13 protein-coding genes are annotated in these 16,682 nt (G+C 61.4%); all 13 read left to right on the top strand.

The features are described from left to right. The first annotated feature begins 156 nt into the window (after positions 1 to 156). Complete coding sequence (gene infB, locus RM6536_RS01495; RefSeq protein ID WP_060823750.1) at positions 157 to 2,985, top strand: translation initiation factor IF-2; 2,829 nt, start codon at positions 157 to 159, stop codon at positions 2,983 to 2,985. Between the two features lie 173 nt (positions 2,986 to 3,158). Next, a complete protein-coding gene (gene rbfA, locus RM6536_RS01490) occupies positions 3,159 to 3,599 on the top strand; it encodes a 30S ribosome-binding factor RbfA (RefSeq protein WP_005507090.1) in 441 nt (146 codons plus the stop codon). Continuing rightward, positions 3,600 to 4,697, top strand: a complete 1,098-nt coding sequence (gene truB / locus RM6536_RS01485) for a tRNA pseudouridine(55) synthase TruB (RefSeq protein ID WP_060823749.1) — start codon at positions 3,600 to 3,602, stop codon at positions 4,695 to 4,697. 204 nt (positions 4,698 to 4,901) lie between these two features. After that, positions 4,902 to 5,654: a DUF4345 domain-containing protein gene (locus tag RM6536_RS01480; RefSeq protein ID WP_060823748.1), complete on the top strand. Its 753-nt coding sequence runs from the start codon at positions 4,902 to 4,904 to the stop codon at positions 5,652 to 5,654. A 296-nt stretch (positions 5,655 to 5,950) separates the two neighbouring features. Next, a complete protein-coding gene (locus tag RM6536_RS01475; protein WP_060823747.1) occupies positions 5,951 to 6,967 on the top strand; it encodes a bifunctional riboflavin kinase/FAD synthetase in 1,017 nt (338 codons plus the stop codon). Positions 6,968 to 7,219: 252 nt separating this feature from the next. Continuing rightward, a complete protein-coding gene (locus RM6536_RS01470) occupies positions 7,220 to 7,678 on the top strand; it encodes an S-ribosylhomocysteine lyase (RefSeq protein ID WP_005507094.1) in 459 nt (152 codons plus the stop codon). After that, positions 7,678 to 8,571, top strand: a complete 894-nt coding sequence (gene mtnN / locus RM6536_RS01465; RefSeq protein ID WP_060823746.1) for a 5'-methylthioadenosine/S-adenosylhomocysteine nucleosidase — start codon at positions 7,678 to 7,680, stop codon at positions 8,569 to 8,571. Before RM6536_RS01470 ends, mtnN begins: the two co-directional genes overlap by 1 nt. Before the next feature lie 296 nt (positions 8,572 to 8,867). Then, on the top strand, positions 8,868 to 9,170 hold the full coding sequence (locus tag RM6536_RS01460; protein ID WP_060823745.1) for a hypothetical protein: 303 nt from the start codon (positions 8,868 to 8,870) through the stop codon (positions 9,168 to 9,170). A gap of 249 nt (positions 9,171 to 9,419) precedes the next feature. Continuing rightward, positions 9,420 to 10,820 carry an amino acid permease gene (locus RM6536_RS01455; RefSeq protein ID WP_060823744.1) on the top strand — a complete coding sequence of 467 codons (1,401 nt, stop codon included), beginning with the start codon at positions 9,420 to 9,422 and terminating at the stop codon, positions 10,818 to 10,820. Between the two features lie 298 nt (positions 10,821 to 11,118). After that, positions 11,119 to 11,388 (top strand): 30S ribosomal protein S15, encoded by a 270-nt coding sequence (rpsO, locus tag RM6536_RS01450; protein ID WP_005507098.1) that lies wholly within the window; start codon positions 11,119 to 11,121, stop codon positions 11,386 to 11,388. A gap of 428 nt (positions 11,389 to 11,816) precedes the next feature. Further along, positions 11,817 to 14,036, top strand: a complete 2,220-nt coding sequence (locus RM6536_RS01445; RefSeq protein WP_060823743.1) for a polyribonucleotide nucleotidyltransferase — start codon at positions 11,817 to 11,819, stop codon at positions 14,034 to 14,036. Between the two features lie 146 nt (positions 14,037 to 14,182). Then, positions 14,183 to 15,229, top strand: coding sequence for an acyltransferase family protein (locus RM6536_RS01440; RefSeq protein ID WP_171840167.1), 1,047 nt, complete (start codon positions 14,183 to 14,185; stop codon positions 15,227 to 15,229). Positions 15,230 to 15,251: 22 nt separating this feature from the next. After that, a complete protein-coding gene (locus RM6536_RS01435; protein WP_005507100.1) occupies positions 15,252 to 16,583 on the top strand; it encodes a M16 family metallopeptidase in 1,332 nt (443 codons plus the stop codon). Positions 16,584 to 16,682: the final 99 nt, after the last annotated feature.

Below are 16,682 nucleotides of genomic sequence, written 5' to 3'. Positions count from 1 at the left end.
GTCAGAAAACTGATGGATATCTAATGAGTGCCGCGAAATGAGTACCCTTTCGTGCTCACCCACCGGCAATTTCACGAATTGGCGCGCCTTCGGGCGTGCACCCCGTAAACATTAGTGTCCGCACCATTCCCGGTGCGGACCGGGAATGGAGAAAATTTGGCTCAGCCTCGAGTACACGAGTTTGCTAAAGAAGTAGGCGTACCTTCCAAGGAAGTTATCGCCAAGCTCAAGGATATGGGCGAGTTCGTTAAGAGCTCCTCTTCCACCCTGAACCCCATGGTTCTGAAGAAGCTGCGCGCGGAATTCCCCGCCGCAGCGGCTAAGCCTGCCGCAAAGGCAGGTCCCGCAGAGTCGGCAGCTAAGCCGGCTCCCAAGCCCGCAGCGGCTAAGCCTGCCGCTAAGCCGGCTCCCAAGCCCGCAGCGGCTAAGCCTGCCGCTAAGTCGGCACCCAAGCCCGCAGCTGAGAGCGCAGCTCCCAAGCCTGCAGCAGCTAAGCCCGCCGCAAAGCCGGCAGCAGCACCCAAGCCCGGCGGCCCCCGCCCGGGTAACAACCCCTTCGCATCCCAGCAGGGCATGGCACGCCCCGAGGCAGCACCGAAGCCGGCAGCACCCAAGCCTGCCGCTCCGAAGCCCGGCCCCAAGCCCGGTCCTCGCCCCGGTAACAACCCCTTCGCATCCCAGCAGGGCATGAAGCGTGGCGGCGGCGACTCCCAGCGTTCCGGCGGTCCCCGTCCGGCACGTAACGGTCGTCCCGGTGGCAACGGTGGCGCACGCCCCGGCGGTAACGGCGGTCCCCGCCCCGCAGGTGGCGCACGTCCCGGTGGTAACGGCGGTCCTCGCCCGGCAGGTGGCGCACGTCCCGGTGCACCCCGTCCGGCTGGTGGCGGCGGCGCACGCCCGAACCCCTCGATGATGCCCAAGGTTTCCAACGTTGGTGGCGGCGCGTCCGGTTCCAACAACGGTGGCGGTAACGGCGGCGGCGCACGTCGCGGCGGCGGTTCCGGCGGCTTCAACCGCGGTCCGGGTCGTCCCGGCCCCGGCGGTCGCGGTAATGCACAGGGTGCATTCGGTCGCGGTGGCTCCAAGCGTAAGGGCCGCAAGTCCAAGGCAGCTCGCCGCCATGAGCAGGAGCAGCTGAACGCACCGGCACCCGGTGGCGTGGTTGTTCCTCGCGGCGACGGCTCGACCGAGATTCGTCTGCGCCGCGGCGCGTCCATCATGGACTTCGCTGAGAAGATTGGTGCAAACCCGGCATCGCTGATTACGGTTCTCTTCCACCTGGGTGAGATGGCTACCCAGACTCAGTCCCTGGACGAGGAGACCTTCGAGCTGCTGGGTGCCGAACTGGGTTACGTCATCAAGATCGTTTCCCCGGAGGATGAGGAGCGCGAGCTGCTCGAATCCTTCGACATCAACCTCGAAGCCGAAGCAGAAGCTGAGGGCGAGGACGTCCTGGAGGTTCGTCCCCCGGTTGTTACCGTCATGGGTCACGTTGACCACGGTAAGACCCGCCTGCTGGACGCTATCCGTAACACCAACGTCATTGAGGGTGAGGCCGGCGGCATTACCCAGCACATTGGTGCATACCAGGTCCACACCACCGTTGAGGGTGAAGACCGCGCGATTACCTTCATCGATACCCCCGGTCACGAGGCGTTCACCGCTATGCGTGCCCGTGGTGCGAAGGTCACCGACGTGGCAATCCTCGTGGTCGCAGCTGATGACGGCGTTATGCCCCAGACCGTTGAGGCACTGAACCACGCACAGGCAGCTAACGTGCCGATCGTGGTTGCTGTGAACAAGATCGATAAGGAAGGCGCGTCCCCGGAGAAGATCCGTGGCCAGCTCACCGAGTACGGTCTGATCCCCGAAGAGTACGGTGGCGACACCATGTTCGTGGACGTCTCCGCTCGCAACGGCACCAACATCGACGAGCTGCTTGAGGCTGTCACCCTGACCGCTGACGTGCTCGAACTGACCGCTAACCCGAACAAGGAAGCACGCGGCGTTGCTATTGAAGCAAACCTGGACAAGGGCCGCGGTGCGGTTTCCACCGTCCTGGTTCAGTCCGGTACCCTGCACGTCGGTGACGCTATCGTTGCCGGTGTTGCTCACGGTCGCGTTCGTGCAATGTTCGATGAGAACGGTCAGGCTGTGAAGGAAGCTGGCCCGTCCCGCCCCGTTCAGGTGCTGGGTCTGTCCACCGTTCCTCGTGCAGGCGACACCTTCCTCTCCACCGAGGAAGAGCGCACCGCTCGTCAGATCGCTGAGAAGCGTGAGGCTGCTGATCGTAACGCTCAGCTGGCTAAGCGTCGTAAGCGCGTGACCCTCGAGTCCTTCGACGCCGCTGTGGCTGAGGGCAAGATGGACACCCTGAACCTGATCATTAAGGGTGACGTCTCCGGTGCTGTGGAAGCGCTGGAAGAGTCCCTGATGAAGATCGACGCCGGTGGCGACGAGGTTCAGCTGCGCGTCATCCACCGCGGTGTGGGTGCTATTACCCAGAACGACGTGAACCTGGCTACCGTGGACAACGCGGTCATCATCGGCTTCAACGTCCGCCCGGCAGAGCGCGTTGCAGAACTTGCCGACCGCGAAGGCGTCGAGATGAAGTTCTACTCGGTCATCTACCGTGCGATTGAGGAAATTGAGCAGGCCGTCAAGGGTATGCTCAAGCCCGAGTACGAGGAAGTGGAGCTCGGCTCCGCAGAGATCCGCGAGGTCTTCCGCTCCTCCAAGTGGGGCAACATCGCAGGTTCGATCGTCAAGAACGGCATCATCAAGCGCAACGCCAAGGCACGCCTGGTGCGCGACGGTTCTGTGGTGGCAGACAACCTCACCATCGAGTCGCTGCGTCGTTTCAAGGACGACGCTACCGAGGTTCGCGAAGGTTTCGAGTGTGGTATTGGCCTCGGCTCCTTCAACGACATCAAGGAAGGCGACATTATCGAGACTTGGGAGATGCGCGAAAAGCCGCGTGTCTAAGACTCACACGCTGATGCGCCCGTCACCCGCTAGTGTTCCCGCACCCGCAGGCTTCTAGAGAATAGAGCCTGAGGGGCGGATGCTGGCGGGGCGGGCGCTTCCGCATTACCTGGAACGCCTCCGCAACACCCCGAGTGTTCGCGGAAGCACCACGAGATTTCAAGGAGAAACACATGGCTGATGCAGCCCGCGCGGCACGACTTGCCGACCGCATCAAGGTAATTGTGGCGAAGGCGCTGGAGCGTCGTGTTAAGGATCCCCGCCTCGGTTTTGTGACCATTACCGATGCCCGCGTGACCAACGACCTGCAGCACGCAACCCTGTACTACACCGTGTTCGGCTCCGAAGAGGACGCCGCAAACACTAAGAAGGCGCTGGAATCCGCTAAGGGCATTCTGCGCGCCGAGGTGGGTAAGAACATCACTGCCCGCCTGACCCCCACCCTGACTTTCGTCGCTGACGAGGTTCCCGAGAACGCCTTCCACATTGAGGCGCTTCTGCGTGAGACTCGCGAGCGCGACGCCGCCCTGGCTGCTGCAGCTGAGGGTGCCGAGTACGCTGGTGAGGCTGACCCCTACAAGAAGGACGAGCCTGCCGAGGGTGAGGACGCCTAAGTGGCGAAGAAGCAACCTCAGGGCCCGTCCGGCCTGATGGTCATTGATAAGCCCGCCGGGATGAGTAGCCACGACGCAGTCTCTCAGATGCGTCGTATTGCTGGCACCCGGCGGGTTGGTCACGCCGGTACGCTGGATCCCGCCGCGACCGGCGTGCTGATTTTGGGCATCAATAAGGCGACGAAGCTGCTGACCTACCTGGTCGGTCAGGATAAAACCTATGACGCGACGATTCGCCTGGGCATTGAGACGCTGACTGAGGACGCCGAGGGTGAGCACACCGCCGCGCATCCTGATGCCGTTGAGGCGCTGACCGGTTTGGACGCTGAGCAGATGCGTGCGCGCATCCTGGAGGCTGTGGCGCAGCTCAGCGGCGATATTCTGCAGGTTCCTTCTGCGGTGTCCGCTATTAAGATCAACGGTGTTCGTTCGTATGCGCGTGTGCGTAGCGGTGAGCAGGTTGAGTTGGCGGCGCGTCCGGTGACGATTAGCGAGTTCACGGTACATTTCATCAACCCCGGTTTTGCCGAGTACGTGATTGAGGACCCCGAGAACGAGGGCGAACACGCGGCAACCTCGGTTCCCGTGATTGACTGCAAGGTGACGGTTTCGTGTTCCTCGGGCACCTATATTCGTGCCCTGGCGCGTGATCTGGGCAAGATTCTGGGCACCGGTGGCCATCTGACGGCTCTTCGCCGTACCCGTGTGGGTGCTGTGGTGCTTGAGGATGCCGCCGATTTGGCGCAGTTGAAGCAGCGCCGTGAAGAGTCCGAGGCACCGCTGGAAGATTTGCCGCTGCTTCCCCTGGAGGAGGCAGCACGCCGCATCTTTGGTGCGCGTGAGCTCTCTGCTGCGGAGGCGAGCGATATTTCCTACGGTCGTCGTATTAGCCCCAGCGGTGACGGTTCCGTGGTGAAGCGTTCCGTGCACGCGAGCGCGGATGAGTCCGGCGCGGTGCAGCATGCCAGCGTTGAGGGTATTGTGGCGGGCTTCGCTCCGGACGGTACCCTGGTTGCTCTCCTGGAGAATAAGAAGCAGCGCGGGAAGGTGCAGGCCGCCCCGGTGCTGGTTTTTGAGGCGAATCGTTCCTTCAACTAGGCGTTGAGGGCTTATGATGGGCGAAGAGGGTTCGGTGTTTGCGCCTACCCAAAGCTGATTTGCCCAAACCTGAATCCTTCAATCCTGATTGATTCAGCGCCTATTGAATATGCGCCCTATTCATTCAACACGCTAACGTAAACAACCCCTGAACACACATGACTACTCGTGCGGGTGCCGCCCGGCCCTGCTGAAGGAGAGAAGATGAGCGAGAACCAGAGCTCCGCTAAGAAGGCGAGTGAGCCTCGTACCGCGCCGGTACCCCGTGTGGAGTCTGCACAGGCTGAAGCTACCGTAACCGGGGCTGCTGCGACCGGAGCTGCTACTCAGGGCGGTGCCGCGAAGGCTACCGGCGCTAAGAGCGCTGAGCCCATTTCTGCGGCGAAGGCACCCGAGGGTGTTCGCGTAGCCGCACCGGCGTCCAGCGATAAGGCGTCGCAGAAGGCAGATAAGAAGGCTGAGAAGAAGGCAACCCGCGAGGCGTTTGCCCGCCCCAAGAGCATTGAGGAGGCGGCTAAGCCTCAGAACCGTGCGGCGTTCCGCGCGGCGGTGGCGCTGTACGGTCTGTTCATGATTGCGTACGGTGTGTGGCAGGTTCTGGGCGGTATCCGCGTCATTCCGGATGCGCCTCAGGATTTTGCGAACCCCTCGGTGCAGTCGAACTACGTGTTCTTCGCGGCAACCTATGTGGGCGTGGGCCTGTCCTTCGTGTTCATTGCCATTAAGTTCAAGTGGGTGAACATGCTCGCGTTCTCCTGCCTGGTGGTTTTCCTGGGCGGCGTGGGTCGTATCCTGTCGTGGGCGTTCTTTGGCACCCCGCACTGGTCGCTGATCGTGCTGATGGTGACTGAGCTTGTGATTCCTCCGTGCCTGCTGGTGTGGTACGGCTGGATTAACAAGTCCAATAAGATTCGCGAGGAGATGCTGAAGGCTTCTCGTAACCAGACTCGTAAGTAGTCGTAACGCCCGGGAAGGTTCCTGCCGCACGGTGGGGTGCCTGCCCGGGCTTTTTTCTGGGCGGGGCTTGCTTATAGGCTGGGTTTTCTGCGGGCGGGGTGATGTGCGTGGATTTTCCATGTGCGGAGGCTGCACAGTTGCGTGTCAGATGCCCCGCCGCATCCGCCGCACTAGGGGAGAGGGCACCGCCTGTGAGGGGCGCCGTTTCATTCCCTGTTGATTCCCGTTTTGAATTCTGCATCCTGCCGCCTGTGGTCTAGGATGGTTAGGTACATTTATCTTTTTCAGGAGAGCCCGTGACCCTCTACACCGCTTTGAGCGAGGTCCCCGCCGGCTACGGCCCCTCGGTCGTGACCATCGGCAATTTTGACGGCGTGCACCGTGGACATGCCCGCGTGATTTCGCGCGTGGTCTCCCTTGCTGAAGAGCACGGTTTGAGCTCTATCGCGGTCTCTTTTGACCCGCACCCGATGCAGGTGCACCGTCCCGAGGCGGCCCACCACGACATTATGGGTCAGGGTTCGCGCCGCTACTTCATGTGCCTGCTGGGTCTGAACGACTACCTGCTGCTGAACTATAACCTGGAGTTCGCTGCGCAGACCCCCGAGGAGTTCGTGAAGTCCACCTTTGTGGATGCGCTGAACGCGCGTTTTGTGGTCATCGGTGACGACGTGCGCTTTGGTAAGAACAACTCCGGCGACCTGAACACCATGCGTGAGCTGGGGGAGAAGTACGGCTTTGAGGTCGTGGTCGTTGAGGATTTGATGGTGGATGAGAACACCCGCTGCTCCTCGACCCGCATCCGCCAGCTGCTGCTGGAGGGCGATATGCCCGCCGCAACCGAGCTGCTGGGCCGCCACCACATGATGGCTGGTGAGGTCGTGCACGGTCTGGCGCGCGGCCGCGAGTTGGGCTTCCCGACCGCGAACCTTGAGCTTGAGGCGCGCGGACTGATTCCCGCCGACGGTGTGTACGCCGGTTGGCTCGTGGACGAATCCGGTAACCGTCACCCCTCCGCTATTTCGGTGGGTACGAACCCGACCTTTGACGGTATTGAGCACCGCCAGGTTGAGGCGCACGTGATTGACCGCCCGCAAGAGCGCGTGGAGGATTTCAACCTGTACGGTCAGCGTGTGCTGATTGAATTCGTGAAGCGTCTGCGCCCCATGGTGGCGTACACCGGCGTTGAGGCGCTGATCGAGCAGATTAGCGATGACGTGGTGCAGACCCGCGAGGTGCTGGCTGAGGACGCGAAGAACTACTGCCCGCCGGAGTGCCCGGTGCAGGCGGAAGTGAAGCATCCCCACTTCTAACCCCACCACCTCTCACCCCACTATTGGGAGCCGCAGCCTGCGTTTTCTGCGGTGATGACGTGTGATGCCCCGGCGGTAAGATTTTCGGATCTGCCGCCGGGGCTTCGCGTACCCGACCGGATGCGCTGCAGTGGGCACTGTACTGCGCCTGACCTTGTGCGTCGCCCATGAAACATCCTGCGTTACCCGCGCGGCACCCCTGTTTTAGCCCTCCCCGTTTTAGTCGCCCCGGTTTTAAGAGAAGATAGGGGTATGGAAAAAATGAACGTCGAATCCTTCAACCTCGACCACCGCGCCGTAGCAGCACCCTACGTGCGTATCGCAGACCGCAAGGTCCTGCCCGGTGGCGACACCCTCATCAAGTACGATATCCGCTTCACCCAGCCGAACACCGCGCACCTGGAAATGCCGACCGTGCACTCCATCGAGCACCTGAGCGCCGAGCACATGCGCAACCATACCGACCGTCTGATTGACTTCTCCCCGATGGGTTGCCAGACCGGTTTCTACGCGCTGACCCTGGGCCTGGAGCCCGAGGAGTTCTTCCCCATCCTGGAAGCAACCCTCAACGATATCCTCAACGCGACCGAGGTTCCGGCAGCGAACGAGGTGCAGTGCGGTTGGGGCGCCAACCACACCCTCGAAGGCGCGCAGGCGGCGGCTCGCGAGTTCCTCGCGGCACGCGATGAGTGGGCGCAGGTGATGGCGTAATGAGCGCACAGATTCCCGACGCTTTCGCATCCGCCTTCAACCCGGTGGACTTTGACCCGAACGCTTTCGACCCGGCTGAGGCGTTCAACAGCATGTTTGAGCTGATGGACGGCATGTCCAACGCCATCATCATTCAGGTGGCTATGGATGAGGAGCTCGCACCCTTCCTGAAGGTGACCGAGGAGCTGCAGCCCTCCTTCACCGAGGGTGCCGCGGTATTCCACCCGCGCTACCTGCAGGTGGGCGAGGACCAGGTTCCGCTGCTGCTGGTTCGCTCCAAGATTGGTCTGGTGAACGCGGCGAGCGCCGTCACCGAGGCGATTAGCTACTCCTCGAACTGCCTGGGCGTCATTAGCGCAGGTACCGCCGGCGGTTTGGCTCGCGGCATCAACGTGGGCGACGTGCTGATTGGCGAGAACTACACCTACACTGACGCCGACGCGACCGCGTTCGGTTACGCGCGCGGCCAGGTTCCCGGCATGCCCGAAAGCTACGACGGTCAGGCGGATGAGTGGCAGGATGCTCTGGAGCATGCGCTCGCCGCACTGGAGCCGGTGCGTGAGCAGGCTGAGAGCCCGTGGGAGGTGCGCCGCGGCCAGATGCTGGCGGGTAACTCCTTCGTGACCGCCCACAACGTGAAGGACACCCGCGAAGCATTCGAGGGTGCCATCAGCACCGACATGGAGACCACCGCTATTGCGCAGGTCTGCCACAACTACGAGATTCCGTTTATCGGTGTGCGTTGCGTCTCTGACCTGTGCGGCCCGGAGGCTGACCAGGACTTCCACCTCTCCGTGGATGTAGTGGCTCCTCGTTCGGCTCGTTACGCTCTGCAGCTGGCTGCTGAACTGTGGACCGAAGCGCAGCTGGAGGCGCTGGACCTGGCTCTCTAAAGATCTGGCGCTCTAAAGATTTAGGGCATGCGGCCAGATGTGGGCTCGCGTTGAGAAGTGCCGGGGCGTGAACCTCAATGGTTTGCGCCCCGGCATTTTTGTGCCGGTTTTTGAGCCGGTCTTTTCGTAGCGGTCTTTTTACGCCGGTTTTTGTACGCCACTCTTTCTGCCGCCCGGCACCTTGATGGACCCGGCTCGTGAGAAATGCAGAAATATTAATCGCGGTGAATATACATTCTGTGTGTTGTGGAGTACTATGTTTGAAGAAACTATCCGATCTCACAGAGGAGTACGTCGTGAAGTTCTGTCCGACCCTCGCCTCCGTCACCGGTCTGCTCGGTGGCTACAAGGTTGCATCTAGCACCGGCATCCGCCCGCTCGGTGGCGCTGTCCTGGCACTGTGCGGTGCCGTGGCTTACAAGAATTGGAAGCGTAAGGCTGGCGCAGGCCGTGCCACCTTCCTCACCGCTCTCTACTTCGGCGCGTTCGGCGCCGCTCATCCGCTCGCCAAGAAGCTTGGCGCGTGGCCTGCAGTCTACACCGTGACTGCTGTAACCGCTCTGTCCTCCATCGTCATTGGACGTAAGCGACAGAAGTAGTCTTTAACACAAAGACGGCGGAAAGGCAACGTTGCCTTCCCGCCGTCTTTTGCATTCCCACCCACCGTTCAGGCTGGGTGGGAATGCGCCGGGGCGATGCGCGAAGGCAACACCTTCTGCACAACGCCCCATTACTCGATGGGGAGTAAACCAAGCGGTGCCCTACCAGGACAACACCTGCGAGGCACCACCCGATACGTTTCCCCGCCACCGGCGGGTACACCCCACGAGGTAAAGGAAAAGAAGAAGATGAATACCACTCCGGACTCATCCCCGGTACAGCAGGGAGCAGAGACATCCGAGAACCCGCAGCTAGCGCGTGGACTCTCCCTGCGCCACATCATGTTCATCGCCCTCGGCTCCGCCATCGGCACCGGCCTGTTCTACGGCTCGGCGTCCGCCATTCAGCTTGCGGGCCCCTCCGTGCTACTTGCCTACGTTATTGGCGGCGCGGCAGTGTTCATGGTGATGCGCGCAATGGGCGAACTCGCCCTGGCGCACCCGGTCTCCGGTGCATTCTCCGAATACGCCACCCGCTACCTCGGACGCTGGGCTGGCTTCGTGACCGGCTGGACCTACGCCCTGGAAATGGCGCTGGTCGCCATTGCGGACGTCACCGCCTTTGCCGTGTACATGAAGTTCTGGTTCCCGAACAGCCCCTCCTGGATTTGGATTGTTTCAGTCCTGCTGATTCTGCTCGCCATTAACCTGGCGAAGGTCAAGGCGTTCGGTGAGACCGAATTCTGGTTTACCCTCGTGAAGGTCAGCGCCATTATCGCCATGATTGTTGGCGGCGTGATTCTGCTCTTCGTGGGTGTGCAGGCACACGACTCCGTGGCGCCCTCCGTCACGAACCTCTGGGCTCTTGAAGGCGGCTTCTTCGCGAATGGATTTACCGGCTTCCTCGCCTGCTTTACCGTGGTGATGTTTGCCTTCGGCGGTATTGAGAACATCGGTATTGCCGCCGGTGAGGCGAAGGACCCGCGCACCTCAATCCCCAAGGCGATTCGCACGGTGCCGTTCCGCATCCTCATCTTCTACATTCTGACCCTTTCGGTCATCATGTCCCTGTACCCCTGGTACTCGGTGACGAAGGCGAACTCGCCGTTCGTGCAGATTTTTGAGGGCCTGGGTATTCCGGCTGCCGCTTCGATTCTGAACGTGGTCATCATTACCGCCGCAATCTCTGCGCTGAATGCGGACGTGTACGGTGCCGGCCGCATGATGTACGGCCTGGCGAAGCAGAACCTGGCACCGGCCTCCTTCGCGAAGGTCACCAAGAACGGTGCGCCCTGGATGACCACCCTCATCATGGTGCTGGTCATGGCGGTCGGCGTGATCGTGAATGTGCTCTTCGAGAACGCGTTCGAGGTGGTCGCCTCCCTGGCAACCTTCGCAACCGTGTTCGTGTGGGTCATGATTCTGCTGGCGCACATCGCGTTCAAGCGCAGCGGCGCCGATACCGAAGCGCAGCCGGTACGCCAGCCCCTGTGGCTGAGCTACCTGGCGTTGGCGTTCATGATCTTTATCGTGGTGCTCTTCGGCTGCTTTGCCGATACCCAGCTGGCGCTGGTGATGGGCGCAATCTGGTGCCTGTTCCTGCTGGGCTACTACCGCCTCGTGGTGGTCCGCGCTCGCGCTGAAGCGTAGAGAGCAGAAGCGTAAACGCTGACTCTCAACGTAGAACCCGGTGCGAGAGCCCGGTGTGAGAATCCCGCGTGAGAGCCAGGGGTGAGAACCCGGCTGTGAAGCCCGGCGACCGGTAGTGTGATGAGCTACCTGTGGCCGGGCTTCTGCTCACCCTTCCGCGAAAGCGCCCCGGTAGCGTAGAATGGGAGGAACGCGTCTGCAGTCCGCAGTAGACGACGTGTATTACAGGGCGTAAGCCCACCACCCGGCGGCAACCGTCCGTACGGGACGTATGCGGTACTAACTCTAGGAGTTAAAAGTGGCACTGGATCCCGCTGTCAAGCAGGCAATCATCAAGGAATACGCAACCCACGAGGGCGACACCGGTTCGCCCGAGGTTCAGATTGCAGTTCTGTCTCGTCGTATCGCCGACCTGACCGAGCACCTGAAGTTCCACAAGCACGATCACCACTCCCGTCGTGGCCTGATGATCCTCGTTGGTCGTCGCCGCAACATGCTCGGCTACCTGAAGAGCGTCGACATCGAGCGTTACCGTTCGCTGATCGAGCGCCTGGGCCTGCGCCGATAAAACAGGAGCGTCTTGACGCTTTTGTGGTGATTAATCGCCTTTAGGCGGTGTGTGCGGACGTGCTGTCAGCACTACCATGCCTCCATCACGGAGGCGGGTAGCGCCAGCGCGTCCGTACTGCCGCGTTGAGGGGCGCATCTTCCGCTCGCTAGATTCCAACGCTAGTTTCTAGCGCGAGAATCTAACGTTAGCTTCCGTAGCGAGAAATCGTGAGAAGATGCCGTCCCACCTGAAAGAAAGAATAGAAGGCCGTGCCGGCACACACGCCGCGGTCCTCGGTAGCGAATTACGGAATAACACCACCCCCACCACCTTGCCGTCACACGTCGCGCACACACGTGATGTACAAGGTAGGGGAGAGGTGCCGTGGTTTCCTATCGAAGGCCGACTCGTGCGCCGTACGGCCTGCCAAGAAGAAAGAAGGAACCGTGGAAGGTCCCGAAATCAAGTTTGCTGAAGTCGAAATCGACAACGGCATTTACGGTAAGCGCCACGTGCGCTTTGAAACCGGCCGTCTCGCCAAGCAGGCTAACGGCTCGGTGCTCGTCACCATCGATGACGAGACCACCCTGCTCTCCGCAACCGTGGTCGGCAAGTCTCCCCGCGAGGGCTTCGACTTCTTCCCGCTGACCGTGGACGTGGAAGAGCGCATGTACGCAGCCGGCAAGATCCCGGCATCGTACTTCCGCCGCGAAGGCCGCCCCAGCACCGAGGCCATTCTGGCAGCCCGCCTGATTGACCGCCCGCTGCGCCCCGCCTTCACCAAGGGCATCCGCAACGAGGTGCAGGTCGTCGTGACCGTCCTGACCTACAACCCGGACGAAATCTACAACACCTTCGCAATCAACGCTGCATCCGCATCGACCTCCCTGTCCGGTGCGCCGTTCAACGGCCCCATCGGTGGCGTGCGCATGGCCCTGATTGACGGCCAGTGGGTCTGCTTCCCCAAGTACTCCCAGCTGGAAAACGCTGTCTTCGACATGGCTGTTGCAGGCCGTATCGTCACCAAGGCTGACGGTACCGAAGACGTGGCCATCATGATGGTCGAGGCTGAGGCCACCGACAACTCCTGGAAGCTCATCAAGGAGGACGGCCAGACCGCCCCCACCGAAGAGGTCGTCGCCCAGGGTCTAGAGGCCGCTAAGCCCTTCATTGCCGCCCTGTGCAAGGCTCAGTCCGACCTGGCAGCCCGCGCCGGCAAGCCCGCCCTCGAGCTGCCCTTCTTCGGCGGCCACGGCGAGGACGTGGACGCAGCCGTGAAGGAATTCGCCGCAGACCGCCTGGTCGAGGTGTACTCCATCGCCGGCAAGCAGGAGCGCGAAGCCGCCGCAGCCGAGCTGAAGGAAGACCTCAAGGAGGCTCTGACCGGCGAGGGCAAGGAATTCGAAGAGCGCTCCAACGAGGTCGACGTGGCATTCGCCGCCCTGACCAAGCACATCGTGCGCCAGCGCATCCTCACCGATCAGGTGCGCATCGACGGCCGCGGCCTGACCGATATCCGTCAGCTCACCGCCGAGGTTGAAATCCTGCCCCGCGTGCACGGCTCCTCCCTCTTCGAGCGTGGCGAGACCCAGATTATGGGTATCACCACCCTGAACATGCTCAAGATGGAGCAGCAGCTGGACTCCCTGCACCCGCTCAAGTCCAAGCGCTACATCCACCACTACAACTTCCCGCCGTACTCCACCGGTGAGACCGGCCGCGTGGGTTCGCCCAAGCGCCGCGAAATCGGCCACGGTGCACTCGCAGAGCGCGCAATCACCCCGGTGCTGCCCTCCCGCGAAGAGTTCCCCTACGCGATCCGTCAGGTCTCTGAGGCTCTGGGCTCCAACGGCTCGACCTCCATGGGTTCGGTCTGTGCATCGACCCTGTCCCTGCTGAACGCCGGTGTGCCGCTGCGCGCACCCGTTGCAGGTATCGCAATGGGCCTGGTCTCTGACGAGGTTGACGGCGAGACCCGCTACGCAGCCCTGACCGACATCCTCGGCGCGGAAGACGCACTGGGCGATATGGACTTCAAGGTTGCAGGTACCTCCGAGTTCGTGACCGCTATCCAGCTGGACACCAAGCTCGACGGTATCCCCGCATCCGTGCTTGCTGGCGCACTGACCCAGGCACGTGAGGCTCGCCTACACATCCTCGAGGTGCTCGTCAGCGCGATTGACGCACCGGATGAGATGAGCGAGTTCGCACCGCGCATTATTTCCGTGAAGATCCCGGTTGCCAAGATCGGTGAGGTCATCGGCCCCAAGGGTAAGATGATCAACCAGATCCAGGAAGACACCGGCGCAGACATCTCCATTGAGGACGACGGTACCGTATACATCGGCGCAGCTGACGGCCCCTCCGCCGAGGCTGCACGTTCGGCAGTGAACGCTATCGCTAACCCGCAGGTTCCCGAGGTTGGCGAACGCTACCTGGGTACCGTGGTGAAGGTGACCGACTTCGGTGCGTTCATCTCCCTGACCCCCGGTAAGGACGGCCTGCTGCACATCTCCGAGATGCGTAAGCTCAACGGCGGTAAGCGCGTTGTTGACGCTGAGGACGTTGTCTCCGTGGGCCAGAAGGTTCAGGTGGAGATCACCAAGATTGATGACCGTGGCAAGCTTTCGCTGGCACCGGTTGTTGAGGGTGGCGACGACGAGTAGTCGTAACCCCCGCTAAATGATGAGGGGCGTTCGGCGCACCCGGTGCGGTTCACTCCCCGCCGGATGCACCGGGCGCCCCTCATCTCATGAGGACAGAGAACAGCGGAATGCAGACTGCTGTTCTCACTATGAAAGGAATATCGGAATTGTCGACTCGACGAGATACGACGATTGATATTGCCAAGGGCATCGCGATTATCGCGATTGTTTTTGGACATATTCATCGAGGAATGTGGGCATCAGGGTTGGGCACCGAGGCCCTGCGCCCCTACAAGTTCATGCTGGATTATGGGGTTTATTTCTGGCACCTGGTAGTTTTTGCTTTTCTGAGCGGCCTTTTTGTGGCACGAGGAGCAACGAAGACTACTCCCTCCTCATACCTGACGAAGCGTCTGGTTCTCTTCGGATACCTCTATGTTATTTGGCAGGTTCTGCAGGTGGGTATGAAGCTTGTGCTTCCCTCTAACTCTTCCGATAAGACAACTGTTATGAGCCTGCTTGAATTGTGGAAGCCCGAGGGTCAGCTCTGGTTCTTCCCCTGGCTCATGATTGTCACCATTATTGCTGTGCTGGGCCGCGTCTGGCAGAAGGACATCAAAGCCTACGCAGTTATGACGGTGTGCGCGGTTCTTGCCATCGTCTTCTGGGGCTATAGCGGCGATTATGTAGGTACTGGAGGTATCTCTCTAGCGGTCTTCTTCATGCTTGGTGTGGCTCTAGGCCACGAGAGGTTCCAGGCTATTATGGAGTCCGTACCGCTGGCAGTACACGCCGCCATTGCGGTAGTCGGTCTTGCCATCTACACCGTAATTTTGGTGAATGTACAGGCCGCTCCGCCGACTGTGGTGCCCTACTTTGCGAATAACCCGGCGGCAATCGCCATGGGTATTGTCGCTTCGTTGCTGTCCTCGCTGGCGGTGCTCTCGCTCTCCTACCTGCTGGCGCGGGTTCCGTGGAGTGGCTGGCTCGCCTACCTGGGCCGTCACTCTCTGGAAATCTTTATCGCGCATATTGTGTGCGGTGCAGCTTTCCGTTTCGTGTTGACGAAGTCCGGTTTCTTCTCGGTGCCCTTGTTCTTGGTGGGAGGAACGATCTTCGCGATCCTCGCCTCGCTCTTGATGGGGTACTGCGCTCAGAAACTGCGGGTTCCGCTGTTTGCGTTGCCTCGCTCTCTTGAACGAAAAATTAGCTAATCGAAATATCGAAGGATGCTGAATGTCTATTTCCCTGCCCGTCGAGCTTGAGGCGATTGCCGAAGAGCTCAACTACGAGCACGGCCGCCTCATCTACGAGGGTGTGGGCGGTAACGAGGTGCGCCGCTCCATCCTGCCCGGTGGCGTACGCGTGATTACCGAAAAAATGCCCGGTACCCGCGGCGTATCCATCGGATTCTGGGTGGGAGTCGGCTCCCGCGACGAAGCCCCCGGCATGCTCGGCTCCACCCACTTCCTGGAGCACCTGCTGTTCAAGGGCACCGGAACCCGCACCGCCCTGGACATTGCATCCTCCTTCGACGCGGTAGGCGGCGAATCCAACGCGCTGACCGCTAAGGAGCACACCTGCTACTACGCGCGTGTGCTCGACGATGACGCGCCCATGGCGGTGGACGTCATCACCGACATGGTCACCAACGCCCTGCTGGACCCGGCTCACCTGGAGCAGGAACGCGGCGTGATCCTCGAAGAGATCGCCATGGACCAGGACGACCCGACCGACGTTGCTTTCGAGAACTTCGTGGAGCAGCTCATGGGCGAGAACCCGCTGGGCCGCCCCATTGGCGGTACCCCGCAGGAGATTACCGAGGTGCCCCGTGACGCCGTGTGGGAGCACTACAAGCGCTACTACACCCCGGACCGCCTGGTTATTTCTGCCGCAGGTTCGCTGGAGCACAGCACCATGGTCCGCCTCGTGCTGGAGGCGCTGACCCGCTACGGCTGGAACCTGCAGGAGGGCGTGGCGCCCGCACCGCGTCGCGTGCGCACCGACAGCGGCATTGTTCCGCTGAGCGAGCTGCGTGAGGTGGAGAAGGGCTTCGAGCAGACCAACATTGTGATGGGCTGCCCGAGCATTATCGCCGGGGATGACCGCCGCTACGCGATGAGCGTGCTGACCAGCGCATTCGGTGCGGGCATGTCTTCGCGTCTGTTCCAGGAGATTCGCGAGAAGCGCGGTCTGGCGTACAGCACCTTTGCGTTCTCCGGTGCATACTCGGATGCCGGCTACTTCGGCATGTACGCGGGCTGCCTGCCCGCTAAGACCGAGCAGGTGCGCGAGGTCATGGGCTACGAGTTCGATAAGCTCGCCACCGCCGGTATTACCGAGGAGGAGCTGACGAAGGTCCGCGGCCAGCTGGCAGGCTCCACCGTGCTCGGTAGCGAGGATTCCGGTTCGCGTATGTCCCGCCTGGGCCGCGCCGAGCTGGATTCGGGTCTGTTTACCAGCACCGATGAGCTGCTGGAGAAGATTCGTGCGGTCTCCCTGGAGGAGGTTCGCGACCTGGCGGCGTACCTGGGGCAGCAGCAGATGATTACCACCATCGTGCGCTAACCCTCAACGCTTACGGCACGAAAATGCCCGTTCCCACACCCCCAATGCGGGGAAGGGAACGGGCATTTTGTTTGCATTGGTATCTATCGAAGAGACGCT

The sequence above is a fragment of the Rothia mucilaginosa genome (assembly GCF_001548235.1).
Classification (GTDB): Bacteria; Actinomycetota; Actinomycetes; order Actinomycetales; family Micrococcaceae; genus Rothia; species Rothia mucilaginosa_B.
This window is presented reverse-complemented; position numbering and strand designations above follow the sequence as displayed.